At 53.2% G+C, this 14,563-nt stretch carries 18 protein-coding genes, 1 tRNA gene and 1 pseudogene; 4 read left to right on the plus strand and 16 right to left on the minus strand.

Features of this window, described 5'->3' with window-relative positions; genetic code table 11:
- Nucleotides 1–312: 312 nt before the first annotated feature.
- Together hscA and hscB are read right to left on the minus strand one after the other, a co-directional pair.
- Nucleotides 313–2,166: a Fe-S protein assembly chaperone HscA gene (hscA, locus tag HMPREF3107_RS02620; RefSeq protein ID WP_070453097.1), complete on the minus strand. Its 1,854-nt coding sequence runs from the start codon at nt 2,164–2,166 to the stop codon at nt 313–315.
- Nucleotides 2,167–2,207: 41 nt separating this feature from the next.
- Nucleotides 2,208–2,708, minus strand: a complete 501-nt coding sequence (hscB, locus tag HMPREF3107_RS02625) for a Fe-S protein assembly co-chaperone HscB (RefSeq protein ID WP_070453099.1) — start codon at nt 2,706–2,708, stop codon at nt 2,208–2,210.
- A gap of 199 nt (nt 2,709–2,907) precedes the next feature.
- Between hscB and HMPREF3107_RS02630 the strand changes: the two are divergent.
- Nucleotides 2,908–3,146: pseudogene (locus tag HMPREF3107_RS02630) on the plus strand (alternative ribosome-rescue factor A).
- Here HMPREF3107_RS02630 and iscA read toward each other — a convergent pair.
- From iscA to iscR, 7 genes are all read right to left on the minus strand, one after another.
- Nucleotides 3,106–3,426 carry an iron-sulfur cluster assembly protein IscA gene (iscA, locus tag HMPREF3107_RS02635; protein WP_070453105.1) on the minus strand — a complete coding sequence of 107 codons (321 nt, stop codon included), beginning with the start codon at nt 3,424–3,426 and terminating at the stop codon, nt 3,106–3,108. The pseudogene HMPREF3107_RS02630 and the gene iscA overlap by 41 nt on opposite strands.
- Nucleotides 3,427–3,472: 46 nt before the next feature.
- Entirely contained in the window at nt 3,473–3,727 is a 255-nt protein-coding gene (locus HMPREF3107_RS02640) for a recombinase RecA (protein WP_070453109.1), read from the minus strand.
- A 141-nt stretch (nt 3,728–3,868) separates the two neighbouring features.
- Nucleotides 3,869–4,255, minus strand: a complete 387-nt coding sequence (gene iscU, locus HMPREF3107_RS02645; protein ID WP_003770455.1) for a Fe-S cluster assembly scaffold IscU — start codon at nt 4,253–4,255, stop codon at nt 3,869–3,871.
- Between the two features lie 69 nt (nt 4,256–4,324).
- The gene (locus HMPREF3107_RS12680) at nt 4,325–4,453 is read right to left on the minus strand and encodes a hypothetical protein (RefSeq protein WP_003712319.1); all 129 of its coding nucleotides are present in this window, start codon (nt 4,451–4,453) and stop codon (nt 4,325–4,327) included.
- Between the two features lie 242 nt (nt 4,454–4,695).
- Complete coding sequence (locus HMPREF3107_RS02650) at nt 4,696–4,977, minus strand: hypothetical protein (protein WP_141742813.1); 282 nt, start codon at nt 4,975–4,977, stop codon at nt 4,696–4,698.
- Between the two features lie 17 nt (nt 4,978–4,994).
- A complete protein-coding gene (locus tag HMPREF3107_RS02655; RefSeq protein ID WP_070453116.1) occupies nt 4,995–6,209 on the minus strand; it encodes an IscS subfamily cysteine desulfurase in 1,215 nt (404 codons plus the stop codon).
- A gap of 26 nt (nt 6,210–6,235) precedes the next feature.
- Complete coding sequence (gene iscR, locus HMPREF3107_RS02660; RefSeq protein WP_003770462.1) at nt 6,236–6,679, minus strand: Fe-S cluster assembly transcriptional regulator IscR; 444 nt, start codon at nt 6,677–6,679, stop codon at nt 6,236–6,238.
- A 230-nt stretch (nt 6,680–6,909) separates the two neighbouring features.
- Between iscR and HMPREF3107_RS02665 the strand changes: the two genes are divergently transcribed.
- Nucleotides 6,910–8,079 (plus strand): alpha-hydroxy acid oxidase, encoded by a 1,170-nt coding sequence (locus HMPREF3107_RS02665; RefSeq protein ID WP_040665678.1) that lies wholly within the window; start codon nt 6,910–6,912, stop codon nt 8,077–8,079.
- 128 nt (nt 8,080–8,207) lie between these two features.
- Here HMPREF3107_RS02665 and HMPREF3107_RS02670 read toward each other — a convergent pair whose 3' ends face one another.
- The 3 genes from HMPREF3107_RS02670 to mnmA form a co-directional block, all read right to left on the minus strand.
- A complete protein-coding gene (locus tag HMPREF3107_RS02670) occupies nt 8,208–9,245 on the minus strand; it encodes a histone deacetylase family protein (RefSeq protein ID WP_070453118.1) in 1,038 nt (345 codons plus the stop codon).
- A 266-nt stretch (nt 9,246–9,511) separates the two neighbouring features.
- Nucleotides 9,512–11,197, minus strand: coding sequence for an AMP-binding protein (locus HMPREF3107_RS02675; RefSeq protein WP_070453125.1), 1,686 nt, complete (start codon nt 11,195–11,197; stop codon nt 9,512–9,514).
- A 78-nt stretch (nt 11,198–11,275) separates the two neighbouring features.
- Complete coding sequence (gene mnmA, locus HMPREF3107_RS02680; protein WP_070453128.1) at nt 11,276–12,379, minus strand: tRNA 2-thiouridine(34) synthase MnmA; 1,104 nt, start codon at nt 12,377–12,379, stop codon at nt 11,276–11,278.
- Between the two features lie 173 nt (nt 12,380–12,552).
- On the opposite strand from mnmA, the gene HMPREF3107_RS02685 reads away from it, so the two are divergent.
- Nucleotides 12,553–12,628 (plus strand) — tRNA-Ile (locus tag HMPREF3107_RS02685).
- Nucleotides 12,629–12,838: 210 nt separating this feature from the next.
- Here the strand turns inward: HMPREF3107_RS02685 and HMPREF3107_RS12055 are convergent.
- From HMPREF3107_RS12055 to HMPREF3107_RS11330, 4 genes are all read right to left on the minus strand, one after another.
- The gene (locus HMPREF3107_RS12055) at nt 12,839–13,006 is read right to left on the minus strand and encodes a hypothetical protein (RefSeq protein WP_168160507.1); all 168 of its coding nucleotides are present in this window, start codon (nt 13,004–13,006) and stop codon (nt 12,839–12,841) included.
- Between the two features lie 12 nt (nt 13,007–13,018).
- Complete coding sequence (locus HMPREF3107_RS12060; RefSeq protein WP_070453131.1) at nt 13,019–13,471, minus strand: hypothetical protein; 453 nt, start codon at nt 13,469–13,471, stop codon at nt 13,019–13,021.
- 124 nt (nt 13,472–13,595) lie between these two features.
- On the minus strand, nt 13,596–13,886 hold the full coding sequence (locus HMPREF3107_RS02695) for a helix-turn-helix domain-containing protein (protein ID WP_070453135.1): 291 nt from the start codon (nt 13,884–13,886) through the stop codon (nt 13,596–13,598).
- A gap of 11 nt (nt 13,887–13,897) precedes the next feature.
- Nucleotides 13,898–14,074 carry a DNA-binding protein gene (locus HMPREF3107_RS11330; RefSeq protein ID WP_083284600.1) on the minus strand — a complete coding sequence of 59 codons (177 nt, stop codon included), beginning with the start codon at nt 14,072–14,074 and terminating at the stop codon, nt 13,898–13,900.
- Nucleotides 14,075–14,190: 116 nt separating this feature from the next.
- On the opposite strand from HMPREF3107_RS11330, the gene HMPREF3107_RS02700 reads away from it, so the two are divergent.
- Nucleotides 14,191–14,562, plus strand: coding sequence for a helix-turn-helix domain-containing protein (locus HMPREF3107_RS02700; RefSeq protein ID WP_070453137.1), 372 nt, complete (start codon nt 14,191–14,193; stop codon nt 14,560–14,562).
- The last annotated feature ends 1 nt before the right edge of the window (nt 14,563 follow it).

Here is a 14,563-nt window from a genome sequence, read left to right on the forward strand (position 1 = left end):
ACTTTCGTCATTCAATGACAGTAATCTTGTATTTTCAATATATTCCTTCGTTCTTCTGTTTGTCATATCTTGCTTAAAATCATAAACCAAATACATATCATCATCTAAATTTAAATAGCTCATTTTATATCTCCAATTTTTTCAAATGGAGTCCGTCTTCGATTTCAGTGGTTAATTTTGTTCCGCTTTTGCCGAAATATTCATCAGATAGACAATGCCGGACTTTTCCATCTTGATTCTTTATTTCGTTTTTACAGACGCTATCTTCAGACGGCCTATTTCGTTTTATAGGCCGTCTGAAACCTTGTAACGTCAAATGTTATCAACATTCTGTCCTGTCAGCGCGCGCTGTATGGTGCGGTTCATGCGTTTGGCGGCGAAGTTGTCGGTGCTTTGTCCCAGTTTGGCGACGGCGGCGCGGATTTCTTCGGCCGTGCCTTCTTTCAGACGGCTTTGCAGTTCGGCGATGCAGCCGCGTATATCGGCTTGTTCGTTCTCGTCCAGCAAGTCGCCGTCCAGTTCGAGTGCGGCGGTTACGGCGGCGGTGATGCTTTCGGCTTCGACCAGGGCTTCGGCGCGGGCACGGGCGGCCATGTCTTCGGCGGCGTTGGCCATGCTGTCTTTAAGCATTTGGGTGATGGTTTGGTCGTCCAAGCCGTAGGAAGGTTTGACTTCGATTTGCGCCTGTACGCCGGTGGTTTGTTCCTGCGCGGATACGGACAGCAGACCGTCGGCATCGACTTGGAAGGTTACGCGGATACGCGCTGCGCCCGCACTCATCGGCGGGATACCGCGCAGGGTGAATTTGGCCAGGCTGCGGCAGTCGGCGACGAGTTCGCGTTCGCCTTGGACGACGTGGATGGTCATCGCGGTTTGGCCGTCTTTGAAGGTGGTGAATTCTTGTGCGCGGGCGGTGGGGATGGTGGTGTTGCGCGGGATGATTTTTTCGGCCAGCCCGCCGTAGGTTTCGAGTCCGAGCGACAGCGGGGTTACATCCAAGAGCAGCCAGTCGCCGCTGTTTTTGTTGCCGGCGAGTATGTCGGCCTGCATGGCCGCGCCCAGTGCGACGACTTGGTCGGGGTTGAGGTTGTTGAGCGGGGTTTGGCCGAAATAGGTGGCGACGGCTTGTTGGATGTGGGGCATACGGGTCGAGCCGCCGACCATAATCACGCCTTTGATATCGGCTTTGGACACACCCGCGTCTTTGAGTGCTTGTTTGACGGGTTCTATGGTTTTTTGGACGAGTTGTCGGGTCAGATTTTGAAATTCCTGGCGGGTGATGACTGTGCTGATGCTGCGGCCGTCTGAAAGAGTGGTTTCGACCGTGGTTTGTTCGTGCCCGGTGAGTTGTTCTTTGGCACGGCGCGACAGGGAGAGCAGGTTTTGGCTGTCTTGTTCGTTCAGGGCGGAGAGTTTGTTTTGTTCGAGTAGGTGGCAGAACAGGCGGTGGTCGAAGTCGTCGCCGCCCAGCGCGCTGTTGCCATTGGTTGATTTGACGGCAAACAGGCCTTTGCTCAGTTCGAGTACGGATACGTCCAGCGTGCCGCCGCCCAAGTCGTAAACGACAAACGTGCCTTCCGCGCCGTTGTCCAGCCCGTAGGCGATGGCGGCGGCGGTGGGTTCGTTCAGCAGGCGCAGGACGTTGATGCCCGCCAGCCGTGCCGCGTCTTTGGTGGCTTGGCGTTGGGCTTCGTCGAAATAGGCGGGAACGGTGATGACCGCGCCGACAAGCGTGCCGCCCAAGTTGGCTTCGGCGCGTTCTTTCAGGTGGCGCAGGATGTCGGCAGAGACGTCTATCGGGGTTTTCGCGCCTTGCCGCGTGTTGATTTCGATGATGTTTCCGCCGTTGCCGAAGCGGTAGGGCAGGTGGGCGGTGTCGATGTCTTCGAGTTTGCGCCCAATCAGGCGTTTGGCGGAACTGACGGTGTTTTGCGGATCGGCTTTTTGCGCGCCCAAGGCTTCGCTGCCGATGACCAGGCCGTCTGAAAGGTAGCGGACGACGGAGGGCAGGGCGGTGTGCCCATGCTCGTCTTTCAGGCAGGTTGCACTGCCGCTTTTAACGGTGGCAACCAGGCTGTTGGTCGTGCCCAAGTCTATGCCGACGGCGAGGCGGTGTTGGTGGGGGGCGGCGGATTTGCCGGGTTCGGCGATTTGGAGTAGTGCCATGATGTGTTCTTTATGTGTTTGGGGTTTCGGTCGGTTTCGGTTTAAGTGGCGTTTTCGATTTCCTGCCGAATTTTATTGAGAAAACGGCCTTGCCGCACGAGTTGGGCGGCAGTTTGATATTGTTGCGCATCGAAGGCGGCAGCCAGTTGGCCGTATAGGGCGGTTTGCTCCGCAGATACTTGGCCCTCCAAGGCATTCAGGGCGGCGGTGTCGCCTGCCGCACGGGCTTCGGCCAGCGTTTCGCGCCATTCCATCTGCTGCATCAGGAATTCGGGGGCGAAGGCGGTGTGTTCGGGGGCATCGGCATCGATGTTTTGCGTCATGAGCAGGCTGGCGGCGCGGTCGATGGGGTTTTTCAGGATGCGGTAGGCTTCGTTTACGGCGGCAGCCATCATCACGGCCTGTTTTTGTTCGAAAGCCGATGCTGAGGCAAATTTGTCGGGATGGCAGTTGGCCGCCAGCGCGAGGTAGCGGGTTTCAAGCGCGTTTTCGTCGATTTGGAAGGTTTCGGGCAGGCCGAACAGGGTAAAGTGTTGGTTCATCGAAATTTCCTTAATGCTTGAAACTCCATCTTTCGGGACGGTAGGGCAGGGTTCGTTCGGGCAGGGTGCCGGCGTTTCCAGCAGGGCTGTACATGGGGCTGTGCCTCATATGCGGCCTTTTTGTTGAAACATCAGCTTGTTACGTTTTTTTGTTTTGGCTATAATCCGCCCCTTCGTTTTAATATGAAAGGACTGGCAGATGGCCGGAAAGGTTCAGCTCAATAAGGGCAAAATCCGCGATAATGCGTTGAAGGCTTTGGTTAAATCCAATTTGTTCCGCCACAAGGTAGAGCGCAAACGGAAAGGCAAAGGCAGTTACAACAGGCAGGAAGCGAAAAAATGGCGGGACGGTTTTGATACTGTCCCGTCTTTTTTGTTGCCCGTTTCCCGACGGATGTCAAACGTGGAAGCTTTCGCCGCAGCCGCATGAATCTTTGACGTTGGGGTTTTCGAATTTGAAACCTTCCTGCAAACCTTCTTTGGTGTAGTCCATTTGCGTGCCGTCGAGATACACCAGGCTTTTGGGGTCGATGTAGACTTTTGCGCCGTTTTGTTCGAATACCAAGTCTTCGGGGTCGGCTTCATCGACAAATTCGAGATTATAAGCCATACCGGAGCAGCCGCTGGTTTTCACGCCCAAGCGAACGCCTAAGCCTTTGCCGCGTTTTTCAAGGAAGTTTTTGATGTGGTTGGCGGCGTTTTCTGTGATGGTAATCATGTTTTTCCTTTGTTTTCGAGTGGAAGCGGGTTTCAGACGGCCTGATTTACTTTGAACGGCCGTCTGAAAGGTTTTGGCGTGCCCATTGGATTGCGGCGTTTACGGCGGCTTTGGCCTGCGGGCTGTTTTTCCAGCAGGTTGAGCCGGTCAGTGCCGCGCCGTGTTGTAAAACGGTATCTGCATCGGCTGCCACAAGTTTGGCTACATCATCCAAGCCCATTTGCCGCAACCGCTGCAATACGGTTTTGCCTATGCCTTTGACGGCAAGCAGCGATTGGGTTTGTTCTTCGGTAAAGGGCATGAATTTCTTTCTTTGCCGTGCGGTTGTCGCCGTGGTCTCTTGATGGTTTGCCGGCCTGTCTCGTGTGGGGGGCAGGCTGTTTGGGCGCGGCATTTTGTTTTTCAGACGGCCTTTCGGATAGCAGGCCGTCTGAAAACGGCATCAGGCCGTTTCACGTTTTTTGCGGTAGTCGGACACGGCGGCTTTAACTGCGTCTTCGGCCAAAATTGAACAGTGGATTTTTACCGGCGGCAATTCCAATTCTTCGGCGATTTCGCTGTTTTTAATTGCCATGGCTTCATCCAAACTCTTGCCTTTCAGCAATTCGGTAACAAGCGAAGACGAAGCGATGGCGGAACCGCACCCGTAAGTTTTAAATTTCGCATCTTCGATGATGCCCTCGTCGTTCACTTTGATTTGCAGGCGCATCACGTCGCCGCAGGCCGGTGCGCCGACCATGCCGGTGCCGACAGACTCGTCGTCTTTGTCGAATGTGCCGACGTTGCGGGGGTTTTCGTAGTGGTCGATTACTTTATCGCTGTATGCCATGGTGTGGTTTCCTTTATGTTTTTTGATGGTTGAAAATGGTTTGTTTGCCGATTTCAGACGGCCTGAAATTTAGATTTTGCACGCGCCGCCTTCGCAGCCGTCGTCGTTTTCCGAATCGACGCCCCCTTCTACGGTAACGCCGTCAAAATCTTCGAGCAGGTTGTCGAGATTATCGAGGTCAAGTTCTTGTTCGTTCATGGTTTTGTATCCTTGATTTTAATGTGGTGGCTTTTAGGTCGTCTGAAAAGGTCTTTTTGAGGTTTCAGACGACCTTTTTTATTTATTAGGTAGGTTGGGTTGTTAAACCCGACATTTCGGGCGGATTGATAGGCTTGTTGGGTTTCCAACCTAACCTACGCTTGCTTTTTAATGTATATATTTGACAGATTAAATTGCTAAATCCAACATTATAGGTTTTTCGTATTTTTAAACTAGCCTACTTATTCCCTATTACCTATTATTGGATGGTCTTCAATAATCAACCAACCCAAACTACCTACACCATTATTAATAATATCTAAGTGATGTCCGCCTTCATACACATGGACATTTTTCTTAGAAAACAGTTTGGGTTGCAACTTTCTTAACACGGATAGAGCAAATTCAATATCCTGTTTCAGCTTGTCGAGCTCCTGTGAGTAATCCAAATCAAATTGATCAACCATCTCACCATAAATAATACGTTTTTCATTACTTGATAACTTTAGTACTTTAATTTTCATTATTTGCTCCTTTAATCTTAATGCGCTGCCCATTCAATCGAGTTCAAGTCAATCCCGTCTTTGAACATTTCCCACAGCGGCGACAGTTCGCGCAGTTTGCCGATTTTGGATTTGATCAGTTCGGCGGCGAATTTGACTTCTTCTTCGGTAGTCATGCGGCCGAAGGTGATGCGCAGGGATGAGTGCGCCAATTCGTCGTTGCGGCCGAGCGCGCGCAGGACGTAGCTTGGCTCAAGGCTGGCAGAAGTACAGGCGGAACCGCTGGATACGGCGAGTTCTTTCACCGCCATAATCAGGCTTTCGCCTTCGACGAAGTTGAAGCTGACGTTCAGGTTGTTCGGGGCGCGGTGTTCGAGGTCGCCGTTGATATAGACTTCTTCGATGCCTTCGATGCCTTTAAGGAAGATGTCGCGCAGTTTACGGTAGTGCGCCATGTCTTGCTCGAGTTCTTCTTTGGCGATACGGAAGGCTTCGCCCATGCCGACGATTTGGTGGGTCGGCAGTGTGCCGCTGCGGAAACCGCGCTCGTGACCGCCGCCGTGCATTTGGGCTTCGAGGCGGACGCGGGGTTTGCGGCGGACATACAGTGCGCCGATGCCTTTGGGGCCGTACACTTTATGACCGGACATGGACAGCAGGTCGATTTTGGCGGCTTCAACGTCAACAGGCACTTTGCCGCAGGCTTGGGCGGCATCGACGTGGAAGATGATTTTGCGTTCACGGCAGATTGCGCCGATGGCGGGAATGTCTTGTACCACGCCGATTTCGTTGTTCACCCACATTACGGAAATCAGGATGGTGTCGTCGCGGATGGCGGCTTTGAGTTCTTCCAAATCAATCAAACCGTTTTCCTGCACGCCGAGATAGGTTACTTCGAAACCTTGGCGTTCGAGTTCGCGCATGGTGTCGAGTACGGCTTTGTGTTCGGTTTTGACGGTGATGAGGTGTTTGCCTTTGGTTTTGTAAAAGTTTGCCGCGCCTTTGATGGCGAGGTTGTCGGACTCGGTCGCGCCACTGGTGAAAACGATTTCTTTGGCATCGGCGTTAATCAGGGCGGCGATGTCGGCGCGGGCTTTTTCGACGGCTTCTTCCGCTGTCCAGCCGAATGCGTGGCTGCTGGAAGCGGGGTTGCCAAAGGTTTCGGTCAGGTAGGGAATCATTTTTTCGGCCACACGTTTGTCAACGGGGGTGGTGGCGGCGTAGTCGAGGTAGATGGGGGTTTTGACGGTCATGGTGTGTTCTTTCTTACTGTTGTTTGTCAGTTGATATGGGTCAGATGAACGATTTTGTTCGAGTGGTGGTCTTTTTGATTGAGTACGGTTTGCAGGGTTACGCTGCTGAGGTATTGGTTGATGGTGCGGTTTAGGTTTTCCCACAGGTCGTGGGTCAGGCAGGGAGCACCGTTGTGGCAGTTGGCTTTGCTGCTGCACAGGGTTGCATCCAGCCTGTCTTCGGCGGCGGTGATGATTTGGGCAATGCTGATTTCGTCGGCCGCTGCAGCTAATACATAGCCGCCGCCCGGCCCGCGTATGCTGTCCACCAGTTTGGCCCGGCGGAGTTTGCCAAACAGCTGTTCCAAATAGGATAGTGAGATGTTTTGACGTTCGCTGATGTCGTTTAGTTTGACCGCGCCGTTTTGGGCATTCATGGCCAAATCGAGCATGGCGGTTACGGCGAAGCGTCCTTTGGTAGTCAGTCGCATGGTGGTTGGTGTTGTTATGGTTTCGGGGCGGATTTTGCGATAGTTGAGTGAATTAGTCAAGTATTTGCGCTTTATTTGACGACAGTCAATTCGAATAAAATTTAAAATGATATGTATTTTGCAAATAATGAAAATTTGCGTTAAAGTGCGGCATTTTACCGCAGCAGGGAGGCCGTCTGAAAACGGGGCTTGCGGCGGTTGGATTTAAGCCGATAAGAAGGAAGGAAAATATGCGTGATTTAAGCAAAATGACTTGTATTGAGGATTTACGCCGTGTGGCGAAATTCAAAATGCCGAAGATGTTTTACGACTACATTGATTCTGGCTCGTGGACACAAACCACTTACCGTGCCAATACCGCCGATTTTATCCCGATTCAGTTTCGGCAGAAGGTTTTGGTGGATATGGAGGGGCGTTCTTTGGCGGCCAAGATGATCGGGCAGGATGTCAAAATGCCGCTGGCCATCGCGCCGACGGGTTTTACCGGTATGGCTTGGGCGGACGGCGAAATCCATGCGGCACGGGCGGCGGAGAAATTCGGCGTGCCGTTTTCATTGTCCACGATGTCGATTTGTTCGATTGAAGATGTGGCTGAAAACACTTCCGCGCCGTTTTGGTTTCAGCTTTATGTGATGCGCGACCGCGAATTTATGGAAAATCTGATTAAGCGGGCGCAGGCGGCAAAATGTTCGGCGTTGATTCTGACTGCGGACTTGCAGGTTTTGGGGCAACGCCATAAGGATATTAAAAACGGTTTGTCCGCGCCGCCCAAACCGACGTTGTTGAACTGCATCAATCTGGCGATGAAATGGGAATGGTGCTGGAATATGTTGCATACCGAGCGGAGAACTTTCCGCAATATCGTCGGCCATGCGAAAAACGTCGGCGATTTGTCTTCGCTGTCTTCATGGACTTCCGAACAGTTCGACCCGCGCCTGAGCTGGGATGATGTTGCCCGAATTAAGGATTTGTGGGGCGGCAAGCTGATTATCAAAGGGATTATGGAACCTGAAGATGCGGAGTTGGCGGTCAAACACGGGGCGGATGCGATTGTGGTGTCCAATCACGGCGGCCGCCAGTTGGACGGTGCACCTTCGTCTATTCATGCATTGCCTGATATCGTACAGGCGGTTGGCAGCCGGACCGAAGTGTGGCTGGACAGCGGCATCCGCAGCGGGCAGGATATGCTGAAGGCTTGGGCGATGGGCGCGCGCGGCTTTATGACGGGCAGGGCGTTTTTATACGGACTGGGTGCGTACGGCGAGGATGGCGTGCGCCGCGCTTTGGAGATTATGTATAACGAAATGGATATTACGATGGCGTTTACCGGCCACCGCAATCTGCATGATGTGGATAAAAATATATTGGTGGAAGGCACTTATCCGCAGCCTGCGCGCTGATTGCCTGTGTTATTGTGGCGATTTCGCAGGATTTTCCGCAAATAGAGTGTGCCGCATTCGCAGAATGATGAGGGTTGCGGCAGTTGCGGATAGCCGATATTGACTGTTCAGGCCGTCTGAAAGTTTTTTCAGACGGCCTGATTTTTCTCTTCTTCCTGTTTCAACAGCTGCTCATATTCGACGGCGCAGGGCGGTTTTCCCAGTCCGGCGAGTACGTACAAATGGGCGGCGGCAGCGGTGGCCAGCGAGGGCGGGTGATAGCCGCCTTCGAGGACGGAAACGATTTTGCCGCCGCATTGCGGGGCGGTTTGCATGATTTTATGCGTCAGCCAGGCGTAGTCGGCTTCGTGCAGGCGCGTATCGCCGAGAGGATCGTCGCGGTGTGCGTCGAAACCGGCGGAGAGCAGGATCAGTTGCGGTTTGAAGGCGCGCAGGCGCGGCAGCCATTCGTTACGGACGGTATGGCGGAATTCGCGGCTGCCGCAGCGTTCGGACAGGGCTGCATTGAAACAGTTGCCGTTCTGCGGCAAGGGATGGTTGTCGTAGGGATACAGCCTGTTTTGACTCAAGCCCAGCAGCAGGATGTTGGGTTGTCCGTGCAGGATTTCTTCGCTGCCGTCTCCTCTGTGCACATCGAAATCGAGTACGGCAACCCGTTGCAGGCGGTGCCGCGAAACGGCGTGCATGGCGGCGACGGCTGTGTGGTTGATGAGGCAGAAGCTGCCGCTTTGTTTGCTTTTGGCATGATGTCCGGGCGGGCGGGTGGCACAAAAGGCGTTGCGTATTTTGCCGGCCAGGACGAAATCGACGGCTTTAACCACGGTGCCTGCGGCGATTCTGGCGGCTTCCAATGCGTTGTCGGTTAAAACGGTGTCGTCGTCGATGCGGCGTATTTTGCCTGTCTGAGGCTGCATGCCTTCCAGCCGGAAGAGGTAGCTGCGCGAGTGGGCGAGTGCGATTTGACTGTCGGTTGCCTCTTTTCCCTGAATCTGCAACAGGTGCGGCCAGATGCCCTGACGGCGCAGTTCGGCCTCGACGGCGGCCACGCGTTCGGGGCTGTCGGGGTGTTTCGGCGGCCGGTAGGCATGCATCGTCGGGTGGTCAAACCAGCCGAGGCGCAAAGGGTGGCCGAACAGGCGGCGCAACCGCTGGGGAAGGGGTAGCATGATTTATTTTCGGCAGTCTGGTCGGAAAAGGAGGTATGACGGTTGGTCCGTCTGAAAAAAGAAGCCGGATTGTAATCAAATTAGAGTAGTTTGTCAGATTTGGGGCGCGGATAAGGATAGGCCGTCTGAAAGCGGTATCGGGTTGAAACGAGGCAAACCCGCAGGATATTTATCTGCGGGTTTGTCGTCCTGCATCGGCAGGGATTGAATCCTTGAAGGTTGGCGCAGTTGTGTTGCTTCGCGTTTTCAGACGGCCTTCGGCGATATTAGGCGGATGCCGCGTTTTGTTCCACTTCTTTGCGCAGTTCGCGGCGCAGGATTTTGCCGACGTTGGATTTGGGCAGTTCGTCGCGGAATTCGATGTCTTTGGGCACTTTATAGGCGGTCAGCTCGGTGCGGCAGAAGGCGATGAGCTCTTCCGCGGTCAGCGATTCGTCTTTTTTGACGATAAACAGTTTCAATGCTTCGCCGGTTTTCGGGCTGGAAACGCCGATGCAGGCGGCTTCTAAAACTTTCGGGTGCGAGGCGGCAACGTCTTCGACTTCGTTCGGGTAAACGTTGAAGCCCGAAACGACAATCAGGTCTTTTTTACGGTCGACCAGCTTGAACCAGCCTTTTTCGTCCATAACGGCGATGTCGCCTGTGGCAAGGAAACCGCGCTCATCCAGTACTTTGGCGGTTTCTTCGGGACGGTTCCAATAGCCTTGCATCACTTGCGGGCCGCGTATCCACATTTCGCCCGGTTGCCCTTGTGCGACTTCATTGCCGTCGGCGTCGCGCAGTTCGATTTCGGTCGAAGGTATCGGCAGGCCGATGCCGCCGCTGTATGTTTCGATATTCAGCGGGTTGCAGCACACCCCCGGACTGGCTTCGGTCAGGCCGTAGGCTTCGACGATGGGTGTGCCGGTAATGTCTTTCCATTTTTCGGCAACGGCTTTCTGGGTGGCCATGCCGCCGCCGAGGGTGAGTTTGAGCGAGCTGAAATCGACGGTGGCGAAGTCGGGCTGGTTCACCATGCCGTTAAACAGGGTGTTGACGCCGACAAAGACGCTGACGCGCTCTTTTTTCATGTCGCCGATAAAGCTTTTCATGTCGCGCGGGTTGGTAATCAGAATGATTTTGGAACCGGCCTGGGTAAAAATCATCAGGTTTACGGTCAGCGCGAAGATGTGGTAGAGCGGCAGCGCGGCGATGACGGTTTCTTTGCCGGGCCGGAGCAAATTGACAATCCATTCGGCCGCCTGCTGCATATTGGCGCAGATATTGCCGTGGCTGAGGACGGCGCCTTTTGCCACACCGGTCGTGCCGCCCGTGTATTGCAGCAGCGCGGTGTCTTCGCGGGTCAGGGTAACGGGGCGGAAGGTGTGTGCCGCGCCTTCTTTCAAGGCCGTCTGAAAAGGGATGGTGTCGGAAATGCGGTATTCGGGCACCATTTTTTTCACTTTGCGCAGGACGAAATTCATCAGCGTGCCTTTGAAGAAGCCGAACATTTCTCCGACGGAGGCGACGATGACGTGTTTGATTTGCGTGCGCGGCAGCACCAGCTCCAGCGTGTTGGCAAAATTTTCCAAAACGATGATGGTGGTCGCGCCGCTGTCTTTCAACTGATGCTCCAGCTCGCGCGGGGTGTAGAGCGGATTGGTGTTCACCACCACCAGCCCCGCCTGCAGGATGCCGAAAAGCGCAATCGGGTATTGCAACAGGTTGGGCAGCATAATCGCCACGCGCTCGCCGCGCGGCAGCTTCAGGACGTTTTGCAGATAGGAGGCGAAGTCTTCCGCCAGCTTGCCGACTTCGGCGTAAGTGAGCGTTTTGCCCATGTTTTGAAACGCTGGTTGATGCGCGAATTTTTCCACGCTTTGACGGAATACGTCGGGGATGGATTGGTAGAGTGTCTCGTCGATTTCGGCTTTTACGCCTTTTTCATAGCTGTCGAGCCAGGGCTTTTCCATAATGTTCGCTTTCTAGGTTGAGGCCGTCTGAAACGTTTTGGCGAAATGCGCCAATCGGTTTTCAGACGGCCTGATGTTTTATCGAGTGATGATGACGGGCTTGTCTGTGGACATGATAATGCCGCCGCCCAAGCAGACATCGCCGTCGTACAGCACGGCGGATTGACCGGGCGTTACCGCCCATTGCGGTTCGTCGAACACCAGCTCGACCGTTTCATCATCGAGATAACGTAACTCACACGGCGCGTCCGCCATGCGGTAGCGGGTTTTGCAGGTGTAGCGCCCTTCTTTCGGGCGTTCGGGCAGCGTGAAACTCAAATCGTTCATAACAAGGCTGCGGGTATAGAGCAGCGGATGGTCATGACCTTGTACGACGATGAGTTCGTTTTTCGTCAAATCTTTAGCGGCGACAAACCACGGTTCGCCTGCGCCGCCGATGCCCAATCCTTTGCGCTGTCCGAGCGTGTAGAACATCAGCCCGACGTGTTCGCCGACGGTTTTTCCTTCGGGCGTTACCATTTTGCCGTTGTTGGTCGGCAGGTATTTTTGCAAAAACTCGCGGAACGGACGCTCGCCGATGAAGCAGATGCCGGTACTGTCTTTTTTGGCGGCAGTCGGCAAATTGAATTCGGCGGCAAGGCGGCGGACTTCAGGTTTTTCCAAATCGCCCAACGGGAAAATCGCGCGCTCGAGTTGGAAAGGCTTGAGGCGGTAGAGGAAATAGCTTTGGTCTTTGTTTTGGTCCAAACCTTTGAGCAGATAATGCACGCCGTTGCGGACTTCTTTGCGTGCATAGTGGCCGGTGGCAATGGTATCCGCGCCCTGCTCTATGGCATAGTCCAAAAAGCATTTGAATTTGATTTCCGCGTTGCACAACACATCCGGATTCGGCGTGCGTCCCGCGCTATATTCTTTGAGGAAATAAGCGAATACGTTGTCTTTGTATTGGGCGGCGAAATTGACGATGTCGATGTCTATGCCGATGATGTCAGCGACGGCGATAGCATCAAATGAGTCTTGCTTAATGCTGCAATATTCGTCATTATCGTCGTCCTCCCAGTTTTGCATAAATACACCGCGCACTTGATGACCCTGCTGCTTGAGCAGGGCGGCGGTTACGGAGGAATCGACACCGCCGGAGAGTCCGACGATGATGTTTTGCTGTGTGTGGTCGATGTTCATGCCTGGGAGGTGGAAATGAGATGAGGATAAGGGGTTTGCAAATTGCTAATTGCGCCAGATTTTATATTTTCAGACGGCCTTTGTATAGCAGGCCGTCTGAAAATATAAAATCTATGCTTGTTTCAATGCAAATTTAAGGATACAATCGCGCCCTTATTTGTTTTGTTCTAGCCGGGTCTGTAGCTCAGGGGTTAGAGCAGGGGACTCATAATCCCTTGGTCGTGGGTTCGAACCCCACCGGACCCACCATATCTAAGCCGCATGGAATATAGGTTCCGGCGGTTTTTTTGTGTCTGAACAATTGGTTTGGCGGATGTCGGCATGATGCAAAGCGGGCCTGATCGGACTGTTTCCATCTGTCGTATCTTATGAAGCGGCCTGCGAAAAACTGCGCTGATTCTTGAGAAAATCCGTTTTGTTTTTTGTTGCACTATCTGCAATCTTTTTTCACTTTTTTATTTACCAATTGCATATGGCCAGCTCGCCGTCTTTGCCCGGCATCACGATTTGCCCGGTACATTGCCCGACAACCAGCGCCTCATGCTCGGCGGCAGTGAGGGCGGCCGCGCCTTCCGGCGGCGTGCCGTCGGTGTGCAAAAATCCGTTTTGGTAGTAATACACAGTCATGATTCAGCTCCTTTATTTCCAACGCCCGATAGCGACAAAATTAACCGTCACATCCGGGGTGTTATAGACCGGCTCGTGCAACCAGTAGTGCACGGCCGACCGGTTGCTCTGCCTGTTGTCAATCGTTACCCAAATATCGCGCACGTTGCCTTCCGGTGCAGACAGGGTGGCGACCACCACCGGGGCGGTGACAAAGGCCAGCGGCCACGTCAGCACCCGGGCGGCCTGGCTGTTATTGTGGTTTTGGATGCGTACCGTGCCGGATTCGATTTGCGTACCGTCCGGCAGCTTGCAAATGTCAAATGTGCCGATTTTTTGGTGCACGGTGAGCGCGGCCACTGCCTCGGCAAAGTCGCTGATTTCGGCGGCGCGGTGGGTGTGCCCCTTGTCGGACTTGTTTTGCAACTGTGCAGCCAATGTAGAGGCATCCAGCACGCCGGCGTTGGTAACCTTGCCGTACCCCACTGCTCCATCACCAGCACACTGCGCATCGCCGCCTGATTACTCACTTTGTCGGTTGCGATAATTTCAATTTCTGTATTCATTTTTTATCTCCAAAGTTTCCGACGTCGGAAACTTTCAGAATCCGTTAATCCATATCGACTCGCTTGCCGATTTCGGCAATCTTGCTTTGCAGTCGTTCATGCTGCTGCCTGAACCGCTCGGCGATTTGCAGGGTTTTGATACCGTAGGCGTAGTTGCCGTTTTCAAGCCTGATGACCAAACCGGAGGCAACCAAATCATCAATATCCCTGCTGACTTGCGATGGCGTCAGCCCCAGTCCGGCCGATAAATCCTTATTGCTCAGACCGATAATCGGATGCTCATCAAGCGCAATAAAGACCCTCAATAGCCGTTGTACCCTTTTACTTTCTGCCATCCGCATCCTCCTTATTTCAGTCCCAGTTTCTTGGCAATTTCGTGCCCCTTGCCGTAGTTGCCTTTGCGTTGTCCGCCGACCACCAGATACACATCGCGCGGCTTAAAGCCGTTGTCTCTTGCCCACTGCGCCAGCGTTTGGCCGTTTTTGGCAAAATTTTCTTTTAATTTTTCGATAGTTATAGCCATAGATAGCCCTTTTCCATTGTGATAAAATAGTGAACTGTTTATGCACTAGAAATTAACTAGTGCATTACTGATGCGTGAATTATGAGAAAAATTTTTCTCTTTTTCAAGGATTAAATGTGGAAAATTATTATCTTTTTGGTAACCGATTGAAAGAAGAAAGAAAAAACTTGGGACTAAACCAAGCTGAAATAGCTAAAAAATGTGGTGTTTCTCGTGAAATGTGGGGAAAGTGGGAGCGAGGTGAGAATAAACCTTCAAGCGAAAAACTTTTCTCTTTTGAGCAGATTGGCATAGACGTTCAATACGTCATGCATGGCAGGCGCGGAGAAACAGCCACCATGCCGTCTGAATCCTTGAGTGCCGAAGAACAAGAGCTGCTTACCCTGTTCCGCGAAGCGGCAGCTGCCGACCGTGAAATGATTCTGATGGTTGCGCGCAGGGCAGAGAAAAAAGCCCAAACTGCGCTTGGTAAAGTGAGTAATGGATAAA

This window comes from Neisseria sp. HMSC31F04, from assembly GCF_001807735.1.
Lineage (GTDB): Bacteria > Pseudomonadota > Gammaproteobacteria > Burkholderiales > Neisseriaceae > Neisseria > Neisseria elongata.

What these genes read in the sequence shown, in the direction of transcription:
- HMPREF3107_RS02665 (WP_040665678.1), top strand. Translation starts at nt 6,910, where the DNA reads ATGCGTGATTTAAGCAAAATGACTTGTATTGAGGATTTACGCCGTGTG.
- HMPREF3107_RS02650 (WP_141742813.1), bottom strand. Translation starts at nt 4,977, where the DNA reads ATGAAAATTAAAGTACTAAAGTTATCAAGTAATGAAAAACGTATTATT.
- mnmA (WP_070453128.1), bottom strand. Translation starts at nt 12,379, where the DNA reads ATGAACATCGACCACACACAGCAAAACATCATCGTCGGACTCTCCGGC.
- HMPREF3107_RS02670 (WP_070453118.1), bottom strand. Translation starts at nt 9,245, where the DNA reads ATGCTACCCCTTCCCCAGCGGTTGCGCCGCCTGTTCGGCCACCCTTTG.
- iscA (WP_070453105.1), bottom strand. Translation starts at nt 3,426, where the DNA reads ATGATTACCATCACAGAAAACGCCGCCAACCACATCAAAAACTTCCTT.
- HMPREF3107_RS12680 (WP_003712319.1), bottom strand. Translation starts at nt 4,453, where the DNA reads ATGAACGAACAAGAACTTGACCTCGATAATCTCGACAACCTGCTCGAA.
- HMPREF3107_RS02695 (WP_070453135.1), bottom strand. Translation starts at nt 13,886, where the DNA reads ATGGCAGAAAGTAAAAGGGTACAACGGCTATTGAGGGTCTTTATTGCG.
- iscR (WP_003770462.1), bottom strand. Translation starts at nt 6,679, where the DNA reads ATGCGACTGACTACCAAAGGACGCTTCGCCGTAACCGCCATGCTCGAT.
- hscA (WP_070453097.1), bottom strand. Translation starts at nt 2,166, where the DNA reads ATGGCACTACTCCAAATCGCCGAACCCGGCAAATCCGCCGCCCCCCAC.
- hscB (WP_070453099.1), bottom strand. Translation starts at nt 2,708, where the DNA reads ATGAACCAACACTTTACCCTGTTCGGCCTGCCCGAAACCTTCCAAATC.
- iscU (WP_003770455.1), bottom strand. Translation starts at nt 4,255, where the DNA reads ATGGCATACAGCGATAAAGTAATCGACCACTACGAAAACCCCCGCAAC.
- HMPREF3107_RS11330 (WP_083284600.1), bottom strand. Translation starts at nt 14,074, where the DNA reads ATGGCTATAACTATCGAAAAATTAAAAGAAAATTTTGCCAAAAACGGC.
- HMPREF3107_RS02675 (WP_070453125.1), bottom strand. Translation starts at nt 11,197, where the DNA reads ATGGAAAAGCCCTGGCTCGACAGCTATGAAAAAGGCGTAAAAGCCGAA.
- HMPREF3107_RS02640 (WP_070453109.1), bottom strand. Translation starts at nt 3,727, where the DNA reads ATGCCCTTTACCGAAGAACAAACCCAATCGCTGCTTGCCGTCAAAGGC.
- HMPREF3107_RS02655 (WP_070453116.1), bottom strand. Translation starts at nt 6,209, where the DNA reads ATGACCGTCAAAACCCCCATCTACCTCGACTACGCCGCCACCACCCCC.
- HMPREF3107_RS12055 (WP_168160507.1), bottom strand. Translation starts at nt 13,006, where the DNA reads ATGACTGTGTATTACTACCAAAACGGATTTTTGCACACCGACGGCACG.